At 58.1% G+C, this 17,903-nt stretch carries 18 protein-coding genes; 12 read left to right on the top strand and 6 right to left on the bottom strand.

What is annotated here, in order from left to right; translation table 11 throughout:
- The first annotated feature begins 504 nt into the window (after nt 1-504).
- Entirely contained in the window at nt 505-1,023 is a 519-nt protein-coding gene (locus tag DW796_RS01425; RefSeq protein WP_118094039.1) for a zinc ribbon domain-containing protein, read from the top strand.
- Nucleotides 1,024-1,033: 10 nt separating this feature from the next.
- Here DW796_RS01425 and DW796_RS10365 read toward each other — a convergent pair whose 3' ends face one another.
- Nucleotides 1,034-1,600 carry a Crp/Fnr family transcriptional regulator gene (locus DW796_RS10365; RefSeq protein WP_117803470.1) on the bottom strand — a complete coding sequence of 189 codons (567 nt, stop codon included), beginning with the start codon at nt 1,598-1,600 and terminating at the stop codon, nt 1,034-1,036.
- Nucleotides 1,601-2,078: 478 nt separating this feature from the next.
- On the opposite strand from DW796_RS10365, the gene DW796_RS01430 reads away from it, so the two are divergent.
- From DW796_RS01430 to DW796_RS01480, 11 genes are all read left to right on the top strand, one after another.
- Nucleotides 2,079-3,545, top strand: a complete 1,467-nt coding sequence (locus tag DW796_RS01430) for an ATP-binding protein (RefSeq protein WP_118094040.1) — start codon at nt 2,079-2,081, stop codon at nt 3,543-3,545.
- Nucleotides 3,546-3,811: 266 nt separating this feature from the next.
- A complete protein-coding gene (locus tag DW796_RS01435; protein WP_117803472.1) occupies nt 3,812-4,156 on the top strand; it encodes a type II toxin-antitoxin system RelB/DinJ family antitoxin in 345 nt (114 codons plus the stop codon).
- Nucleotides 4,153-4,620, top strand: coding sequence for a PIN domain-containing protein (locus DW796_RS01440; RefSeq protein ID WP_199579817.1), 468 nt, complete (start codon nt 4,153-4,155; stop codon nt 4,618-4,620). The genes DW796_RS01435 and DW796_RS01440 overlap by 4 nt, the downstream gene beginning before the upstream one ends.
- Before the next feature lie 65 nt (nt 4,621-4,685).
- Nucleotides 4,686-5,153 carry a PTS sugar transporter subunit IIA gene (locus DW796_RS01445; protein WP_118094042.1) on the top strand — a complete coding sequence of 156 codons (468 nt, stop codon included), beginning with the start codon at nt 4,686-4,688 and terminating at the stop codon, nt 5,151-5,153.
- A gap of 186 nt (nt 5,154-5,339) precedes the next feature.
- Nucleotides 5,340-6,560 (top strand): peptidylprolyl isomerase, encoded by a 1,221-nt coding sequence (locus tag DW796_RS01450; protein ID WP_118094043.1) that lies wholly within the window; start codon nt 5,340-5,342, stop codon nt 6,558-6,560.
- Nucleotides 6,561-6,614: 54 nt separating this feature from the next.
- The gene (locus DW796_RS01455) at nt 6,615-7,058 is read left to right on the top strand and encodes a GatB/YqeY domain-containing protein (RefSeq protein ID WP_006235801.1); all 444 of its coding nucleotides are present in this window, start codon (nt 6,615-6,617) and stop codon (nt 7,056-7,058) included.
- Nucleotides 7,059-7,377: 319 nt separating this feature from the next.
- Nucleotides 7,378-8,109: an amino acid ABC transporter ATP-binding protein gene (locus DW796_RS01460; protein WP_055251548.1), complete on the top strand. Its 732-nt coding sequence runs from the start codon at nt 7,378-7,380 to the stop codon at nt 8,107-8,109.
- An 8-nt stretch (nt 8,110-8,117) separates the two neighbouring features.
- Nucleotides 8,118-8,993 (top strand): transporter substrate-binding domain-containing protein, encoded by an 876-nt coding sequence (locus DW796_RS01465; protein WP_082435536.1) that lies wholly within the window; start codon nt 8,118-8,120, stop codon nt 8,991-8,993.
- Between the two features lie 25 nt (nt 8,994-9,018).
- Nucleotides 9,019-9,765 carry an amino acid ABC transporter permease gene (locus DW796_RS01470; RefSeq protein WP_035136546.1) on the top strand — a complete coding sequence of 249 codons (747 nt, stop codon included), beginning with the start codon at nt 9,019-9,021 and terminating at the stop codon, nt 9,763-9,765.
- A 3-nt stretch (nt 9,766-9,768) separates the two neighbouring features.
- On the top strand, nt 9,769-10,407 hold the full coding sequence (locus tag DW796_RS01475; protein WP_055285379.1) for an amino acid ABC transporter permease: 639 nt from the start codon (nt 9,769-9,771) through the stop codon (nt 10,405-10,407).
- A gap of 167 nt (nt 10,408-10,574) precedes the next feature.
- Nucleotides 10,575-11,198, top strand: coding sequence for an AAA family ATPase (locus DW796_RS01480; RefSeq protein WP_118094044.1), 624 nt, complete (start codon nt 10,575-10,577; stop codon nt 11,196-11,198).
- 461 nt (nt 11,199-11,659) lie between these two features.
- Here the strand turns inward: DW796_RS01480 and gltA are convergent, their stop codons facing one another.
- The 5 genes from gltA to glmU all read right to left on the bottom strand — a co-directional run bounded on the left by gltA (nt 11,660) and on the right by glmU (nt 17,733).
- Nucleotides 11,660-13,069: an NADPH-dependent glutamate synthase gene (gene gltA / locus DW796_RS01485; protein WP_118094045.1), complete on the bottom strand. Its 1,410-nt coding sequence runs from the start codon at nt 13,067-13,069 to the stop codon at nt 11,660-11,662.
- Nucleotides 13,060-13,899, bottom strand: a complete 840-nt coding sequence (locus DW796_RS01490; RefSeq protein WP_006235793.1) for a sulfide/dihydroorotate dehydrogenase-like FAD/NAD-binding protein — start codon at nt 13,897-13,899, stop codon at nt 13,060-13,062. The genes gltA and DW796_RS01490 overlap by 10 nt, the downstream gene beginning before the upstream one ends.
- A 374-nt stretch (nt 13,900-14,273) precedes the next feature.
- On the bottom strand, nt 14,274-14,903 hold the full coding sequence (gene pth / locus DW796_RS01495; protein WP_187362346.1) for an aminoacyl-tRNA hydrolase: 630 nt from the start codon (nt 14,901-14,903) through the stop codon (nt 14,274-14,276).
- A gap of 239 nt (nt 14,904-15,142) precedes the next feature.
- Entirely contained in the window at nt 15,143-16,129 is a 987-nt protein-coding gene (locus tag DW796_RS01500) for a ribose-phosphate pyrophosphokinase (RefSeq protein WP_117769752.1), read from the bottom strand.
- 191 nt (nt 16,130-16,320) lie between these two features.
- On the bottom strand, nt 16,321-17,733 hold the full coding sequence (gene glmU / locus DW796_RS01505; RefSeq protein ID WP_118094046.1) for a bifunctional UDP-N-acetylglucosamine diphosphorylase/glucosamine-1-phosphate N-acetyltransferase GlmU: 1,413 nt from the start codon (nt 17,731-17,733) through the stop codon (nt 16,321-16,323).
- Nucleotides 17,734-17,903: the final 170 nt, after the last annotated feature.

Consider the following 17,903-nt stretch of genomic DNA (forward strand, 5'->3'; position numbering starts at 1 on the left):
ATTTGGACACCCGGTGATTTGGTTTATCTTGCCAACAAGCTTTAAGTCAACGATGTTCGGCCGCCATTGGCTTCTGGAAAGACTTAGGTTAAGTGGCAAGTGATCGATGTTAAAGGTCAAGCGAAGAATATGGATATGCCACCATCTTCGGTTGGCCGTGATTCATCTTGGCTTGATACGGGCATGCAATTTTTGTCGCGAGTGACGTCAGGGCATGGCTTTTTTATTGCGTGATGCCAAGATGGATCGGATCCAAGAAACGTTGGATGACATTAAATACTGGGAAATTCGGAACGGAGGCCGCAAGTAGCTGTGTCGAGATTGCGCGGTTGAAACGAAAGGCCTTAATGCGTGGCGCAAGACAGATGATGTCATTGTGCCGCAGCGACATGTTATGTCTGCTGGGGTGCTGTATGTTGGGGACCAGACCGCCATCGCCTTTTGCGACAATGGCTGGTTAGTAATTGATTGCGATAGTTAACAGGCGGGCTATGAGGAGGATATATGCCACTGCTGCCAGTTGATCATGAGCCATTCCATCTTGATGCAGGTGAACGATCCACGCCGCGCATTGAGTTGATTTATGATCTTGAAGAAGAAGCGCGAAGACTTGAAGATGACTATCAGGTTCTAGTGGATGCGTTATGCGACGATATCGTTAAAAGCGAGGGCGAAGATGAAATACGGTCGAGTATCGAGCATCGAATCGGCATGCTGATAAACATCAAAGAGAGCCAGCGCCTCTGCTATGCCCAAATTGAAGACTTGGTGCCAAGACGTCATCCTTGTCCGATCCCTCCAATGAAAAAACGTCCCAATTGCTGCGATGAGATCGAATGCCAATGCTGCGGTACAAAAAACGAGATAGATGCTCAATTCTGTAAAGTATGCGCTAGCCCTATTGATATGGGCGACATATGGCGTTATTGCAAGAAGTGTGGGGTTGCATACAGTAGAGAGATTAACTTTTGTCCTGAATGCGGCTCAGCAATAACCGTCGAGATAAAACGTAAAAGGAAATAGCGTTTCGCTGCTATATGTTTGCCCTTACGCGCGAAAGCGTGATCGGCGACATACCCAAAAATGATGAGATGCGCGAATGGGGGACCCTATCGATAACCCCCGGATACTCTTCGAGGAACCATTTGTAGCGGTCGCGAGCCGGCAGCAGCCTAAGCGCGGATTCGGTTTTATAATGATCGTGCCAAGCCCTTGATAGATATCGGTTAATGAGAGTTGCAAGTCCTGGATTATATTGGGCTTTATTTTGAACATCGCTTATCTTAAGAAGAACGAGCGTGCAGTCTGTTAAAGCTTCAATATAAGTCGGAGATGGAATGTCAAACTCGGGGCTAGGCATTACAGGCATGCCCGGTTCCGCCATTATGCAGTCAGTGATTTCCGAACCATCGCTTTGTAGAGAATACGAACAGGCTACCCCCTGTTTTAAAAGGTAAAACCATTTTTGCTGGGTACCCATTTCAAGGATAATTTCCCTTTTTTGAAATTGCTGGATTGAAGCCATTGCCACTAGCTCGGCTAATAGGTTTTGGTTGTCGCAAGGGGCGTACTGACAGAAAAAATTCGGATCTAGGGACACGGAATCGCTCCAACGGGCACATATCGTTAACAAATGCTAACCAAGAATAAGATACGTCGTCGGGGGGGGGCATTATCAAATGCTAATGAGATTCTGGCTTTTTCGGAAATTTCAGAAATACATAAAAATGGAGTGCCGCTGCGCCACTATTTGCCAGCTGTGTTTTTCGTTGCTGTGCCGCTGCCGCTCGATTTGTTCGAAGGACATGATGCTGGATAAGGACAACGCCCATTTACTTGGCGATAGTCACTAGTTTAATCACATTCCCTGCTGCTTGAGTTCCTTTTGACGCCGGGGCCATATCTTCTTGCCTGTCAATTACGGTAGTCGACTCTTTCGCAGAGAACAAAGCTTCCAGCATTGAGATTATCTGGGAAAACGATCAGAAAACTTGGCCTTCAGCTTCAAATTGCGCAGAATTCTATTTATCATCTATTTATCATTTTGTTATCAAAATGAGCGCAAGGAGGTAGGCTCAATGGGTGAAGCAGATGGCATGGAGCTGATTTATTCACTTATCGGCTATCCTGATGAAACCGAGTGGCTTGAGTTTAAAGAGAGTAATAGCGACCCCATTAGAACGGGGCGTGACATCTCTGCGCTTGCCAACGCCGCCGCTTACTGCGGCCGTGCATATGCCTATAAGATCTGGGGCGTGAGCGACGATACTCATGAGCTTGTGGGTACCCAGTTCAACCCATATCACGCAAAGGGCAAGGGAAACCAAGAGCTTTTGATGTGGCTCAAGCTTGCGCTCTCAAACAATGCGAATTACGAGTTTGCGGTTATTGACCATGAGACAAAGCACTTTGTGGTGCTGAAAGTGCACGCCGCGAATGCTCAGCCGGTCTATTTTGATAAGACCGCCTACATCCGAGAGGGATCTTCGACGGCAGAACTGCTTCCTGGTAGTGCGCGAGAGGCGGAGCTGTGGCGTCGCTTGCAGGCGGGGAACGCGGAGCTTGCTGTAGTTGAGAGCGATCTGACGCCTCAAGAGGTCGCCGAGATTCTGGATATTGATGCATATTTTGAGCTGTGCAGATTGAGGAGACCCGTCGATCTGGACGGAGTAATTCTTGCTCTCTGTGAGCAAGAGCTGATTCATCGCCAAGACAACGGCCGTTATAGCATGACGCGCTTGGGGGTGCTTCTGGTGGGAAAGAGGCTCTCTCGCTATCCGGAGCTCAGAAAACGCATGCTGCGAATTGTGCGATATGCGGGAAAAGGCAGCTTTGACATTATTGGTGATACTGAAATCGATAAGGGTTACGCTTTAGCGCTCCCGCAGGCTGAGCAACTGATCATGTCGATGATTCCGGCTGTTGAGACGTTGGATGGCGCATTTCGACGCATCCAGACGGCCTACCCCCAAAGGGCGATTCGCGAACTGCTATCAAATGCCGTGATCCATCAAGACATTGCTGACAATACGGCGGGGCCTCTTGTTGCGATTTACGACAATCGCATCGAGTTTTCTAATCCCGGGACAACGCTTATTCCGGCAGAACGCGTGCTCAACGCGCAGCCGAAAACGCGCAATTCGATGATGGCGTCCCTCATGCGCCAAATGGATCTTTGCGAAGAAGGCGGTACGGGCTGGGATTTAATCGTAGATTCGCTCGAAAAAGCCGGCATGCCTTCACCGGTTATCAAGAGTGAGGGCGGGCTGGGAACACTCGTGGCGCTCTATTGCGATTGCCCATATACTCGAATGAAAAAAAGCGAACGAAAAAATGCTGTGTACTGGCATGCTTGTCTTTTGTACGCCCAAGGCGAGTCGATGAGCAATCAGTCACTGCGAGAGCGTTTTGGACTTTCCGATGAAAAGAAAAACACGGTGGCGATGTCTCGTCTAATCAGAGAGTGCCTGGAAGAGACATTGATAAAGGAAGAGGACGAGGATGCGGGCGCCAAATATCGAAGGTATATTCCGTATTGGGCCTAAAGGGCAGAAGTGGGAAAATGAGACAGCTTGTGTTTGTTAATGACGAAGCGCTTTTGTGACTTAAATATCGAAAAAGCTGAGGGGGCATATGGAATCACATGTGCCCCCTCAGCTTTTATTGCCTTTTTGATTTTGGACCCTGGATAACGTGACGGGTGTTATTTGCATCCCAAGAAATCCGATAGGGCTCCGTCCGTGTGCGGGCGGGGTCCTTTTGCGTGGCCTTTCATGTTTGCTATACTGCTAGCAGGTAGAGAGGAGCCGCTATGGGTACGGCAACGGTGCAGCTCAACACGCGAATCGATCCTATGCTCAAAGCTGGTGGCGACGCGGTCCTGGCTCGCAATGGATTGGGGGCGAGCGATGCCATTCGCGCGCTGTGGGTCTATCTTGTCGAGCATCAAACGTTGCCGGGATTTATGGTGGCGGATAAGCGCGAGGCGCCCCGTGCGGAGAGCCTGGCCGAGCAGGGGTGTGGCCTAGTTTTTTCCTCGTTGGGGCTAAGCGCTTCGGATTTTGCGCCAGCTGAATCGTCTGTGGAAGACTGGGATGCCGTACGCGATGATATGTATGACGCGATGATTGCCGACATGGAGGCGAATTGCCGATGATCGAGGCAAAGCACCTGCTTGTGGATACGAATGTGTGGCTTGATTATTACCTGCAAGAGGGGGCATTCCACGAAGCGAAGCGCCTGGTGGAGCTTGCCGAGGCGGGAAAGATTGACCTTCTGTACGCGCCGACGACGGCAAAGGATGTGTTCTACATTTTGCCTCGGCGCCTAGCCCGGCGGAATGCGAATGGGATTAACGTGTCGTTTGCCTCGGCGTCGTGGGCCTGCATTGAGCACATGATGCAGGTGGCGACGGCCTCTCCGCTTTCGTTGGCAGAGTGCGAAATGGCGCGCATGCTTGGCAAGCACATGCCGGATCTTGAAGACAACCTCATCATCGCTTCGGGCGAGACGGCAGATGTTGACTACGTAGTCACGAGTGACCGACGCATGCTGGAGGCAATGCCCGAGGTTTGCCTGACGCCCGTGCGTGCACTCGAGATGATCGAGATCCTCGACTAACCTTGCCTGCCTCGTTTCGCTATCATATGGGGCAATGTGAACCTCATGCAACTTTGGAGGACGGTATGGCGGATAACGCCGAGATGCTATTCTCGCCCGAGCTGGTGTTTTTTGATTGGGAGTGTGCGACGCCGGATGAGGTGTTTGCGCAGCTCGAGGACGAGCTCGCTCCGCGCGGCTACATTGCCGAGGGTTGGCTCGACGCCGTCCGCACGCGCGAGGACGCCTATCCCACGGGTCTCGCTATGCCGGCGGCAAACATCGCCATTCCGCATACCGATCCGGGATTTGTGGCCAAGCCCTATATCGCGGTGGTGAAGCCCGCCGCACCTGTGATGTTCAACGCGATGGCGGGCATGGGCGCCCCGGTGCCGGCGCAGATCGTCATCAACCTGGGCATTGCCGAGCCGGGCGGCCAGGTCGAGGCCCTGCAAGCGCTTATGAATATCTTTATGGATGCCGACGCTGCAGCCGATGTACTCGGCCAGACCACGCCGCAGGGCATGGTCGACGCCATCCGCCGCCACTTCTAAAGCGGCACTCGGGGACGTTCCTTTTCTGCCGGCAGAAAAGGAACGTCCCTAGCTGCCAACTGCCAGACCTGTCCCCTTTGCACCAAAATGGTGCAGATTAACCCGTCTCCCATGCACCAGGTGTGTCGCGGGGGCTGCGTTGTGACACAATGGCGTTTGTTCGATTCGTGATGCGAAAGGCCAAACATGGCAAACAAGAAAAAGAACCCCGAGGTCGCGCCGACGTCCGAGCAACGGTCCCGCGCCGCCTCCAGCTCTCGCAAGAAGCAGCGCAAGACCTATGTGTCCAAGACCGTCAAGATTGTCCTGGTGGTCATCGGCGTGCTGGCAATGTTGCTTTCCGTCTCGGCCATGGCGTGCTCCGGTCTTATGTCGCAGACCGAGGACACCTCGGGCTACAAGCTCACCGGCGGCGTTGCCGCCACCATCAACGGCACCAACCTCACCGAGGATACCGTGACCAAGCAGATCATGAGCATGCGCACGTCCTATGGTTATACCAAGGACAAGGATTGGGCGCAGTACCTGGTCAACAACGACCTTACGCCCAAGAAGTACCGCAAGCAGCTCATCGATTCCTACACGCAGCAGATTCTGCTTCAGCAGGCGCAGAAGGAAAACGGCGTGACGGTGTCGGATGAGGAAGTCGAGAAGGCTTGGAAGGACGCGTGCAAGAGCGCGGGCGGCGCCAAGACCTTTAAGAAGACCCTTAAGACTTACGGCTACACCGAGGACACCTATAAGAGCTCGCTCAAGGAGAGCCTGGCGCAGCAAAAGCTCAAGGAAGCCGTGGCGCCCACCAGCAAGCCCAAGGACAGCGAGATCGTCGATTACATCAACGAGAACCTGTCGAAGTACAACGATGCCCGCCGCTCGTCGAACATCCTGATCAAGGTCGATTCCGACGCATCCGACGAGGACAAGGCTGCCGCCAAGGCCAAGGCGCAGGAGTGCCTGGACAAGATTAACTCCGGCGAGCTGAGCTTCGAAGACGCCGTGAAGCAGTACTCCGACGATACCGGCTCCAAGGATAAGAAGGGCGACGTGGGCTGGGACAAGCTCACCACCTTCGTCGACAGCTATCAGGCGGCGCTCGAAGGCCTTAACAAGGGCGACGTGAGCGACGTCGTCGAGTCGACGTATGGTTACCACATCATCAAGTGCACCGACTACTTCCATGTCGATAGCCAGGTCGATGACATTAAACAGGTGCCCAAGGACATCAAGAAGTACGTCTCCAACGTGGTGAAGACGCAGGCGGCCAGCACTGCATATAGCGAGTGGCTTGAGCAGTACAAGAAGGACGCCGACATCACCGTTAACCCCATGCCCAAGGACGTGCCGTACAACGTCAGCCTGAAGGGCGTCACCAAGAGTTCGACCGACAATTCGTCGACGACTGAGTAATCATGGGGCGGCGCTCGTGTGAGTGCCGCCCGCACTATTGAGGAGGATTTGCAGATGACCAACGAAGAGCTGCAGAAGGAAATGATCGCGGCCATGAAGGCCAAGGACAAGGTTCGCCTGTCCATCATTCGCCAGGTTAAGGCCGAAGTGAAGAACATCGAGGTCAACGAGCGCCGCGATGTGACCGAGGAAGACGTCAACAGCATGATCAAGCGTCTGATTAAGCAGACGAGCGAGACGCTGGAGATGTCCATCAAGGCCGGCACCGACCAAGAGCGTACCGACAACCTGACCGAGCAGGTCAAGATTCTGGAGAGCCTGCTGCCCGCGCAGGTTTCGGGCGAGGAGCTCGAGGCTCTGATTGAGCAAGTTATCGCCGAGCTGGGTGCCACGTCCAAGAAGCAGATGGGCCAGGTCATGGGCGCTCTGGGTAAGGCCACCGGCGGCAACTTCGACAAGCCTGCCGCGGCAAAGATCGTCGGTGCCAAACTCGCGTAATTTGTTACGCGGTTTTACCAAACCGCGTAACGGCTCGACGCTGCAAACCCGTACACGCGGCAATCTGACGTTCAATTTCAAGGGCGCGACCGTAAGGTCTGCGCCCTTTCATTTCACGTCACCTTGCTCGCGTGTACGGGTTTTCGCTGACTTATGCTCAACAAGGACGGTTGGGCGCTCACTGGGGACAGACTTAAATGAGTGCCCAATGAGTGGGCGGAAGGTTGCGGGTTCTTTACGGGGATGTAGCGTGGGCTGCGGAAACGTGGTTCTTTCCGTACAATAGTTCAACTCGTGTAAACGCAGGGAAGGGACATTCATGGCAGACATGATCGAGATCAAGCATCTCAACAAGTACTTTGGCGACCTGCATGTGCTCAAAGATATCAACCTCACCGTCAAGCGCGGCGAGAAGCTCGTAATGATCGGGCCTTCCGGTTCGGGTAAGTCGACACTCATCCGTTGCGTCGATTATCTGGAGGAGCCCACGTCGGGCGAAGTCATCATCGACGGTACGCCGCTCACCAAAAAGAATCACCTGGAGATGGCTCGCAAGTATAGTTCCATGGTGTTCCAGCAGTTCAACCTGTATCCCAACATGACGGTGCTGGGCAACCTGACACTCGCGCCCATCAAGCTGCAAAAGAAGAGCAAGGAGGAGGCGACCGAGATCGCCATCGCCGCACTCAAGCGCGTCGGCATGGCGCATAAGGCCGGCGAGTATCCGCAGAATCTCTCGGGTGGTCAGCAGCAGCGCATCGCCATCGCCCGCGCCCTGTGTACCAAGCAGCCCATCATCCTGTTTGACGAGCCGACCTCGGCGCTCGACCCCGAGATGGTCCAGGAGGTTCTGGACGTTATGATTGAGCTCGCGCAGGAGGACATCACCATGATCTGCGTGACGCACGAGATGGGCTTTGCGCGCCAGGTGGCCGACCGCGTCATCTTTATGGAGGACGGCCGCATTCTGGAGGAGGGCACGCCCGAGCACTTCTTCGATAACCCCGAGAACCCGCGCTGCCGCGAGTTCCTGTCCAAGATTCTGCACTAGGCGCGGTGATGGACATGACGGATATGACGAGGGCGGCCGTGTCGCGCCGTCACTTTTTGCAGCTGGCGGGCGCCGGCATGCTTGCGCTGACGGGGACCGCGCTTACCGGTTGCGGCAACTCCACCAGCGGCGAGGGCTCCGACAAGGGGTCCAAGCTTGCGGCCATTAAGTCGCGTGGACATCTGAATGCCGGCGTCAAGAAGGACGTTCCCGGCTATGGCTATTACGACACCGCCAAGGGCCGCTTTGAGGGCATGGAAGTCGATTTGTGCTACCAGATCGCCGCTGCCGTCTTTGGCGTGAGCTACAAGGAGGCCCGCGCCCAGGAGCTTGTCGAGTTTACCGACGTAACGCCCAAGACGCGCGGCCCGCTGATCGATAACGGCCAACTCGACGTGGTCGCGGCGACCTACACCATCACCGACGAGCGCAAGAAGAGCTGGGATTTCTCGACGCCGTACCGCACCGACTACGTGGGACTCATGGTCAAGAAGCGTTCGGGCTTTACCTCGATTGAGGACTTGGACGGCAAGGTCATTGGCGTGAGCCAGGGTGCCACCACGCAGGGCCTGATCGAGCAGATGATCAAGGACAACGGCTTTAGCTGTAAGCCCGAGTTTAGGGCCTTTAGCGGCTATCCCATCATCAAGAGTTCCCTCGACGCCGGCAATATCGACGTCTTTGCCATGGACCGCTCCACGCTGGCCGGTTACATGAACGAGACCGTTGAGCTGTTGCAGCCCGAGGTCAAGTTTGGCGAGCAGGGCTACGGCGTGGCGACCAAGAAGGGCTGCGACCTTTCGGCCGTGGTCGATCAGGTGATTTGCGATCGTCTGGCCGACGGCTGGCTCGACCAAGAGGTCAAGACCTGGGGTCTTGTATAGGCGCATCGTCCAAGGAAGGAATCAAATGCTCGAAGGATTATTTGACGCCGACCGTTGGTCGACGACATTTCAAAACATGGGGCCCTTCTGGGAGGGCTTTGGCGTGACGCTACAGGTGGTCGTTGCCGGTCTGCTGCTGTCGCTGGTGCTGGGCACGCTGCTGGGTGTGTTCTCTACCACCCGTTCGCGCGTGCTGCGTGCAATCAGCCGCGTGTACGTGGAGTTTTACCAGAACACCCCGTTGCCCGTGCAGGTGCTCTTTATGTACATGGCTGGTCCGCAGTTTTTGCAGGCCATAACCGGTGCCGACCAGCCGGTGCGCATCGCGCCGTTCGTGCTGGGCTTCTTGGGCGTGGGCCTGTATCACGCGGCCTACATCTCGGAGGTCATCCGCACCGGTATCGAGGCGGTTCCGCGCGGTCAGATGGAGGCGGCGCAGAGCCAGGGCTTCACCCGTGCGCAGGCGTACTGGTACATCGTGCTGCCCCAGACATTCAAGATCATTCTGCCGCCGCTGTGCAACCAGGCACTCAACCTAGTCAAGAACACGTCGGTGCTGGCGCTTGTGGCCGGCGGCGACCTTATGTACCGTTCCGACAACTTTGTGAGTCTGTACGGTTACCTGCAGGGATACATCGTCTGCTGCCTTATGTACTTCATCATCTGCTTTCCGCTCGCCATGCTGGTGCAGTGGCTCGAGCGCCGCTCCAAGGAGCGTCCGCGCGGCGTGAGCCTCGCCGAGCTGGGGCTCGACAACGTAGAGGAGGCCTAGCGCATGGAAATCTTCAACGCGACCAACCTGCTCTACATTTGGGGCGGCTTTGTTAAAACCATCGAGATCTCGGCGCTGTCGATCTTTTTCTCGCTCATCTTTGGCACGGTGCTGGCGCTTGTTAAAAGCTATGCGCCCCGCCCGTTCCGTATTTTGGTGAGCGCCTATATCGAGCTGTTCCGCTGCACGCCGAACCTGCTGTGGATTCTGTTTATCTACTTTACGGTGCAGGGTTTGGATATTGTGATTTCGACCATCGCCTTTACGCTCTTTACCAGCGCTGTTATGGCCGAGATTGTGCGCGGCGGTCTCAACTCGATTCCGCGCGGCCAGTTTGAGGCAGCGCAGAGCCAGGGCTTTGGCTTCTTTGCCACTATGCGCTACATCATTCTGCCGCAGACGTTTAAGACGATCATTCCGGCGCTGTTTAGCCAATGCACGACCGTCATTAAGGACAGCTCGTATCTTTCGGGCATTAACGTGGCCGAGCTCATGTACACGGCAAACGTCGTGATGGCCCATGCGATCGACCTGTCGCAGGTGCTTATGCTCTACGGCCTGGTGTTTGCGATGTACTTCGTGCTCAACTTTGGTATCTCGCTGCTGGTCCGAGCTTACCAACGCCGCATCGTAGCCGCATAGCCTGGCTTTCCTTGGCACCCAACCTTGGCCTTCAAACCGTCGCTCGCGTACCAAAGTACGCGTCGCTCCTCTTTCAGGCCAATCTTGGGCACCAGGAAAACCCAGGTACGGTATCGTGGGAATAAGAGATAAACAGCCCTTTTCTCATTTGTTAGAAAGGAATCGCGATGAGCGATCTGGAGAACAAGAAGAGTCCTGTGGTCATTACCATTGCGCGCGACTTTGGTGCCGAGGGCCACGAGATCGGACGCATCCTCGCCAACGAGTTGGGGATTCCTCTGTACGACAACGAGCTGCTGGTGCGCGCGTCGCTGCGTGCGGGCGAGTCACTCGATAAGATGGCCGCCTATGACGAGCGTCTGGCTGTGGAGAACATGGCGTTTCTGCCCGACCGCTACGACGCGCGCTCGTACTCGGACAAGTTGTTCCAAAAGATGAGCCAGGTGATTTTGGACTTGGGCGAGACTGAGAGCTGCATTATCGAAGGCCGTCTGTCCGATTACCTGCTGCGTAACAACCCCAACCACATTGCCGTGTTGGTGACCGCACCCTTTGAGGACCGCGTCGAGATCGTACGCAAGAAGCGTGGCCTTAATAAAAAGAAGGGCGCCAAGCTGGTCAAGCAGCAGCAGAAGGCGCGCGAGGCGTTCTACAAGCGCTACAGCGCCGGAAAGTGGAAGATGACGAGCGGTAAAGACATCGTCGTCAACCGCGCCAAGCTGGGCCGCGAAGGCTGCAAAGACGTCATAGCCGCTGCCTACCGCTACAAAGTAGCGCAGCTCGAAGACTAACCGACCAAAACCACCACAAAGGGGACAGGCACCTTTGTGGTGGTTTTTGTTTTAGGCCGAGGGAAAGGCCTTGGCGGCAGTGCCTATCCTCGGCTTTTGCAAAATCTCGATCTGTAACACCAAGCCAGCGAAAAAGGCTCTAACTGTTACAGATTTAGATGAACCGTTCGGCCGTCAGCCCAACGTCTTGATCTGTAACACCAGGCGGCATATTTGGTCTCTTACTGTTACAGATTGAGATGCGGCGTGGGCGGCTGGCGCAATATCTCGATCTGTAACAACTACAAGGCTCAACGGGCTCCAGGTGTTACAGATCGAGATAAAGCGACCGGGCAAGTCCCCAACCACCACAAAGGTGCCTGTTCCCATCGTGGTGGTTTGGACGGTCGGCATAGAAAAAGTCCCCGCCGGGCGTGTGCTCGACGGGGACTTTGCCGTTTGGTGGCTAGCACTGCAGGTGATTACTCGCCCAGCAGGTTCTTGGTGATGGAAGCGGCGGCCTTCTTGCCGGCGCCCATCGCCAGAATGACCGTAGCGGCACCGGTGACGATGTCGCCGCCGGCCCAGATGCGGGGATCGGTGGTCTGGCCGGTCTCCTCGTCGGCGACGATGTAGCCCCACTTGTTGAGCTCCATCTTGCCGCCGATTTTGGCAGCGAAGGGGTTGGCGTTGGTGCCGATAGCCGAGATCGCGACGTCGCAGGGAATCTCCTCGATGGCGCCCTCGATGGGCACCGGGCGACGACGGCCGGACTCGTCAGGCTCGCCGAGCTCCATCTTCTGGACCTTGACGGCGCACACGGAGCCGTCCTCGCCAGCGACAAACTCGAGCGGGGAGACGAGCGGCAGAACCTCGACGCCCTCGGCCTTGGCGTGGTGCAGCTCGGCGCGACGGCAGGGCATCTCGTCCTCGGTACGGCGGTAAGCGATGATGGCGTGCTCGGCGCCCAGGCGCTTGGCGGTACGGACAGCGTCCATAGCCACGTTGCCGCCACCAAAGACGACGACGTTCTTGCCGTGCTTGGTGGGGGTGTCGTACTCGGGGAACTTGTTGGCCTTCATCAAGTTCACGCGGGTGAGGTACTCGTTCGCGAAGAAGACGTTGGGCAGGTTCTCGCCGGGGACGTTGAGGAACTTGGGCAGGCCAGCGCCGGTCGCCACGTAGATGGCGTCGAAGCCCTGCTCGAACAGCTCCTCGGCCGTGGCCATGTTGCCCACGACGGAGTTGTACTCAAACTTGACGCCCATGTCCTCCAGGCCGTCAATCTCGCGTTTGACGACCGCCTTGGGCAGACGGAACTCGGGGATGCCGTAGACCAGCACGCCGCCGCCGGTGAAGAAGGCCTCAAAGACGGTAACGTCAAAGCCGTTACGGGCGAGCTCGCCGGCGCAGGTGATGCCGGACGGGCCGGAGCCGACGACAGCGACCTTCTTGCCGTTCTTGGGGGCCATCTTGGGCGTGGAGGCGAGCTCGGGGCGGTCACCCAGGAAGCGCTCGAGCTGGCCGATGGCCACGGGCTCGGACTTCTTGCCACGGATGCACTTGCCCTCGCACTGGTTCTCCTGCGGGCAGACGCGGCCGCAGATGGCGGGAAGCATGGAGTCCTCGCGAATGGTATCGAGAGCGCCGCCGAAGTCCTTCGCGCGGATCTGCTCGATAAAGCGGGGAATGTTGATGTTGACGGGGCAGCCCTCAACACAGAACGGCTTCTTGCAGTTGAGGCAGCGCTCGGCCTCGGCCAGCGCCATCTCTTCGGTGAAGCCCTTGTCGACGGGGCGGAAGTCGCAGGCGCGCTCGGCAGCCGGCTCCTCGTTATCGGGGGTGCGGGGCGACTTCATATCGGCAACGAAACGACCGTTAACTAGTGGCATGCGCAGCTCTTTTCCTCATAGGCCTTGAGGGACTCGCCCTCTTCGGAACGGTAAGCGGCCTGGCGGGCACGAAGGTCATCCCAGTCGACCAGGGTGGCATCGAAGTCGGGGCCGTCGACGCAAGCGAACTTGGTCACGCCGCCCACCTCGACGCGGCAGCAGCCGCACATGCCGGTGCCGTCAACCATGATGGGGTTGAGGGACGCGGTGATGGGGGTGTCGTACTTCTGGGCGGTGAGGGTCGAGAACTTCATCATCGGAACGGGGCCGACGCAGAAGACCTGGCTCACGGCCTTGTCCTGCAGCAGGCGCTCCAGCGGAGCGGTGACAACGCCCTGCTCGCCGTAGGAACCGTCATCGGTGGTGATGTGGATGTGGTCCTCGTCGAGGAGCTCGCGGAACTGGTCCTCCATGAGCAGGAGGTCCTTGGTGCGGGCGCCCATGATGGCGTGCACCTCGTGACCGGTCTCGACCAGGTGCTTGGCGACCGGGAAGGCAATTGCCAGGCCGACGCCGCCGCCAATGACGGCGCAGGGGCCCTCGGCCATCTCGGTGGGAACGCCCAGCGGGCCCACGACGTCGCGCAGCGACTCGCCGGCCTCGTAGGTGGACAGCATCTCGGTGGTCTTGCCGATCACCATGAAGATGAACTCGACCCAGCCCTCGTCACCGTTCCAGCCGGCCAGGGTAAACGGGACGCGCTCGCCCGTCTCGTTGGCGCGGACCATGAGGAACTGTCCAGCGTGCGCATGCTTGGCGATTGCAGGCGCCTCGATGCGGAACTTGAACACCTTCTCCGAGAACTGCGTCTTCTCCAGGATCTTATACATAGAACCCCTCTCTTGTTAGGGCTGCCGAACCGTGCCTCCACGGAAATGGACGGTAGCCCGAATAAAACCGTACGCGCACAGGCGTTGTGCAGACATACGGTGCAAATTATACCCTCATGGACATGCCGTTTACGTGTATCTTCGGCGGTTGGGAAAAGGGTTTATCCACTTCGACCTACCAAATAGGGATAGGTTTATTTTGGTCGGTTTTATCAGGCAAAACGGCAAAGGGGGCCGGTCTCGGGTTGTGATGAGGCCGGCCCCCTTTGGGGTGTTATGCGTGTATGGCAGCGCGGGGTTTATTGCGATGCGGCCACCGGGGCGTTTCTGCAGATAAAACCTGCCAAAATAAACCTGTCCCTAAACGGTAGGTTTTAGTGCTTGCCGTTGGCGGAGGCGGCGCCGTTGACGTGGTCGCGGGCATAGATCACGCCGTGCACGATGGCGAGGCCCGCGGCGTCGGCCGCGCGGGCGCAGGTGTCCTGGAAATCCTCGGCCTCGCGGGCACGCAGCTGCTTGAGCACGTAGTCGGCCACGGCCATCTTGCCGGGAGGGTTGCCGATGCCGGTGCGGATACGGCTAAAGTCGCGGCTGCCCATCTTGTCGATGATGGAGCGCAGGCCGTTGTGACCGGCATGGCCTCCGCCCACCTTGACGCGCACGTTGCCGGCGGGAATATCGAGCTCGTCGTGGATGACGAGCAGCTCCTCGGCCTTGATCTTGTACTCGCGGCAGAGCTTGGAGATGGGGCCGCCCGAGGTGTTCATGTACGACTGCGGCTTGACCAGTACAATCTGGCGCTTACCGCCCTCTTCCTCGGGATCGTTGATGTTGATGAGCGCGACCTCGGCGCCGGCCTGGTTTTTCCAGTACGTGACGCCGGCCTGACGGGCCAGCTCGTCAATCGCCTTAAAGCCGGCGTTGTGGCGGGTTTCGGCATATTCCTCGCCCGGGTTGCCAAGTCCGGCAACCATGCGAATCTTAAGCGGCTGTGCAGCTGCCATATTTATCCTTCCGTTAAACAAATAGTTCAATCAACGACAAAGGCTACCACGCCCGCCGAAGGCGAGGAAAGGGTACGGCAAAGTCATTTCAGAAAACAGCTGCCCCGAGACAGCAGGAAGCCCGGTAGGCCGGGAGGGGTTATCTAAGCCGACATCCCGCAGCCGCGAAGCGGCGAGGACGTCGGCGTGATAACCCCGCAGGCCTACCGGGCTTCCGGTGAGATGCGAGGGTCAAGCGACTACAGCGCGAAGTCGCCGCCGACGAGCGTGGAGACGGGCTCCTCGTGGTAAACGGCGGAGATAGCCTGGGCGAACTCCTCGGCGACCGAGATGGTCTTGATCTTGCCACCGACCTCGACGGGGATGGCGTCGGTGACGACGCACTCGACGATGGGGGCGTCGTTCAGGCGCTCGATGGCCGGGCCGGAGAAGATGCCGTGGGTGGCGCACACGTAGATGTCGCCGGCGCCCATAGCCTTGAGCTCCTTGACGTTGGCGCACAGGGTGCCAGCGGTGTCGATCATGTCGTCGTTGATGATGCAGGTCTTGCCCTTGATGTCACCGATGATGCCCATGACCTCGGCGGCGTTGTGGCGCGGACGGCCCTTGTGGGCGATGGCCAGGTCGCAGCCGAGCATGTCGGACAGCTTCTTGGCGGCCTTGGCACGACCCACGTCGGGGGAGACGACAACCAGGTTGTCGGTGTCGAAGTTCATGGCGTTGTAGTACTGGCCAAACAGCGGCAGTGCGGACAGGTGGTTGACCGGGATATCAAAGAAGCCCTGGATCTGACCCTGGTGCAGGTCGAGGGTGATGATGCGGTCGACGCCGGCGCGCTCGAGCAGGTTGGCGACGAGGCGGGCGGTGATGGGCTCGCGCGGGCCGGCCTTGCGGTCCTGGCGGGCATAGCCGTAGTGGGTGATAACGGCTGTGATGGAGCGGGCGGATGCACGCTTGGCAGCGTCGGTGGCGATGAGCAGCTCCATGAGCATGTCGTTGACGTTGCCGCCGGCCACGGACTGAATCAGGAAGACGTCGGCGCCGCGGACAGTCTCGTCGTAGCGGGCGTAAATCTCACCATTGGCGAACTGCTTTAGCGTAAGGCCCGAAAGCTCGACCCCAAGGTACTCAGCGATCTTCTGAGCGAGGGGACGGTTGGAGGAACCGGAATACACGCGGATGGACTTGCGCATATTCTCCGACTTCTCGGGATCATTAATCGGCATTACCCTTCTCCTTTATATCGAATGCCATATAGATGCCTTGTTGCATTGTAACCGCGCGGCGGGGTTTATCGGGTCCTGATAACGTCTTTACCGTCAACGGACACGAACCGACCACTCATCCGGTCGCGCAGGTCACGATAGAAAAAAGGAGCCGTCCCCATGGAACAGCTCCTTTTGTGCTTGATAAAACGTTATACCTCGTCGTCCTCGTGCAGACGGCGGCGATAATCGGCGGCCCAGCCCTCAATATTTACCTGGCGGGCGCGGCCCAGACCGAGTGCGTCGGCCGGGACCGGCTCGGTGATGACGGAGCCGGCGGCCACGAGTGCACCGTCGCCAATCTGGGCGGGCGCGACCATCATGGTGTCGGAACCGATGAAGGCATCCTTGCCGATGACGGTCTTGTGCTTGTGGACGCCGTCGTAGTTGCAGGTGATGGAGCCCGCGCCCACGTTGACGCCGGAGCCCATGGTGGTGTCGCCGATGTAGGACAGGTGCGGAACTTTGGAGCCCTCGCCGATCGTGGACTTCTTGATCTCCACGTGCGTGCCGGCCTTGGATCCGTCGAGCATGTGGGTGCCCGGGCGCAGGTAGGCGCGCGGGCCGCAGTCGACGCCGTTCTCGATGACGGCCTCGATGGCGATGGTTTCATCGATGATGCATCCGCTGCCGACGGTGGTGTCGGTGAGGCGGCTGTTGGGGCCGAGCTGGCACTCCTCGCCCACGGTGACGTGGCCGATCAGGTGCGTCTGCGGCCACACGACGGTGTCGCGGCCGATGGTGGCGTCGGGGCCGATCCAAGCCTGCGTGGGGTCGATGAACGTGACGCCCTCGGCCATCCAGTGCTCGTTGATGCGGTCGCGCGCGATGGCGGTGAGCTGTGCGAGCTGGATGCGGCTGTTGACGCCCAGACCGTCGCGGTAGTCGTCGCAGTGGAAGATGGAGACTGCCTGGCCGTGACCCTTGAGGATCTCGAGCATGTCGGGCAGGTAGTACTCGGATTGCGCGTTGTCGTTGCCGATCTCGTTAATGTGGGCGGCGAGCTGCGCGCCGTCAAAGGCGTAGCAGCCGGCGTTGCACTCCAGCAGCGTGGCGGCCTGCTCGGGCGTGCAGTCCTTCTGCTCGATGATGCGCTCAATCTGGCCGTCGGCGCCCAGCTTGATGCGGCCGTAGCCAAAGGGATCGGGCGGGGTCATGGTCATGACGGTGCAGGCGAGCTCGCCGGTGGCGACGGTTTGCGCGAACTTGGCGACGGTGTCGGCGGTGATGAGCGGCAGGTCGCCGTTGAGCACCACGACGGGGCCTTGCGTGATGCCACAGGCCTCGAGTGCGACCTTCACGGCGTGACCGGTGCCCAGACGCTCGGTCTGCTCGACGCACTCGACCTTGGTGGCGCTGTTGGCGTAGGCGCCGTCGATAAGGGCGCGCATCTCGTCGGCGTGGCTGCCGATGACGACCACGACGCGGCTGCAGCCGGCCTTGATGGTGGCGTCGACGATCCACTGGACCATGGGCTTACCCAGGATCTTGTGCGAAACCTTGCAGTGGTTCGACTTCATGCGGGTGCCCTCGCCGGCAGCGAGGATAATTGCGGTTGCGTCCATGTGATCTCCTGTTACGTTATAGAGACGTGTGTTTGGAAACGATACACGGCGCAATATGATACCGCAGGCATATGATGAGCGCGTAACGTTTGGGCCGCGGCGGCTGGGTTTGTGGTTCCGGCGCGGCGGTTGCGCTGGTTACGAGCGGTGCCGGCAGTGCTTCGGCGTCG

The sequence above is a fragment of the Collinsella sp. AM31-2AC genome (assembly GCF_003469285.1).
Lineage (GTDB): Bacteria > Actinomycetota > Coriobacteriia > Coriobacteriales > Coriobacteriaceae > Collinsella > Collinsella aerofaciens_AT.

What these genes read in the sequence shown, in the direction of transcription:
- DW796_RS01425 (WP_118094039.1), top strand. Translation starts at nt 505, where the DNA reads ATGCCACTGCTGCCAGTTGATCATGAGCCATTCCATCTTGATGCAGGT.
- DW796_RS01430 (WP_118094040.1), top strand. Translation starts at nt 2,079, where the DNA reads ATGGGTGAAGCAGATGGCATGGAGCTGATTTATTCACTTATCGGCTAT.
- DW796_RS01435 (WP_117803472.1), top strand. Translation starts at nt 3,812, where the DNA reads ATGGGTACGGCAACGGTGCAGCTCAACACGCGAATCGATCCTATGCTC.
- DW796_RS01440 (WP_199579817.1), top strand. Translation starts at nt 4,153, where the DNA reads ATGATCGAGGCAAAGCACCTGCTTGTGGATACGAATGTGTGGCTTGAT.
- DW796_RS01445 (WP_118094042.1), top strand. Translation starts at nt 4,686, where the DNA reads ATGGCGGATAACGCCGAGATGCTATTCTCGCCCGAGCTGGTGTTTTTT.
- DW796_RS01450 (WP_118094043.1), top strand. Translation starts at nt 5,340, where the DNA reads ATGGCAAACAAGAAAAAGAACCCCGAGGTCGCGCCGACGTCCGAGCAA.
- DW796_RS01455 (WP_006235801.1), top strand. Translation starts at nt 6,615, where the DNA reads ATGACCAACGAAGAGCTGCAGAAGGAAATGATCGCGGCCATGAAGGCC.
- DW796_RS01460 (WP_055251548.1), top strand. Translation starts at nt 7,378, where the DNA reads ATGGCAGACATGATCGAGATCAAGCATCTCAACAAGTACTTTGGCGAC.
- DW796_RS01465 (WP_082435536.1), top strand. Translation starts at nt 8,118, where the DNA reads ATGGACATGACGGATATGACGAGGGCGGCCGTGTCGCGCCGTCACTTT.
- DW796_RS01470 (WP_035136546.1), top strand. Translation starts at nt 9,019, where the DNA reads ATGCTCGAAGGATTATTTGACGCCGACCGTTGGTCGACGACATTTCAA.
- DW796_RS01475 (WP_055285379.1), top strand. Translation starts at nt 9,769, where the DNA reads ATGGAAATCTTCAACGCGACCAACCTGCTCTACATTTGGGGCGGCTTT.
- DW796_RS01480 (WP_118094044.1), top strand. Translation starts at nt 10,575, where the DNA reads ATGAGCGATCTGGAGAACAAGAAGAGTCCTGTGGTCATTACCATTGCG.
- gltA (WP_118094045.1), bottom strand. Translation starts at nt 13,069, where the DNA reads ATGCCACTAGTTAACGGTCGTTTCGTTGCCGATATGAAGTCGCCCCGC.
- DW796_RS01490 (WP_006235793.1), bottom strand. Translation starts at nt 13,899, where the DNA reads ATGTATAAGATCCTGGAGAAGACGCAGTTCTCGGAGAAGGTGTTCAAG.
- pth (WP_187362346.1), bottom strand. Translation starts at nt 14,903, where the DNA reads ATGGCAGCTGCACAGCCGCTTAAGATTCGCATGGTTGCCGGACTTGGC.
- DW796_RS01500 (WP_117769752.1), bottom strand. Translation starts at nt 16,129, where the DNA reads ATGCCGATTAATGATCCCGAGAAGTCGGAGAATATGCGCAAGTCCATC.
- glmU (WP_118094046.1), bottom strand. Translation starts at nt 17,733, where the DNA reads ATGGACGCAACCGCAATTATCCTCGCTGCCGGCGAGGGCACCCGCATG.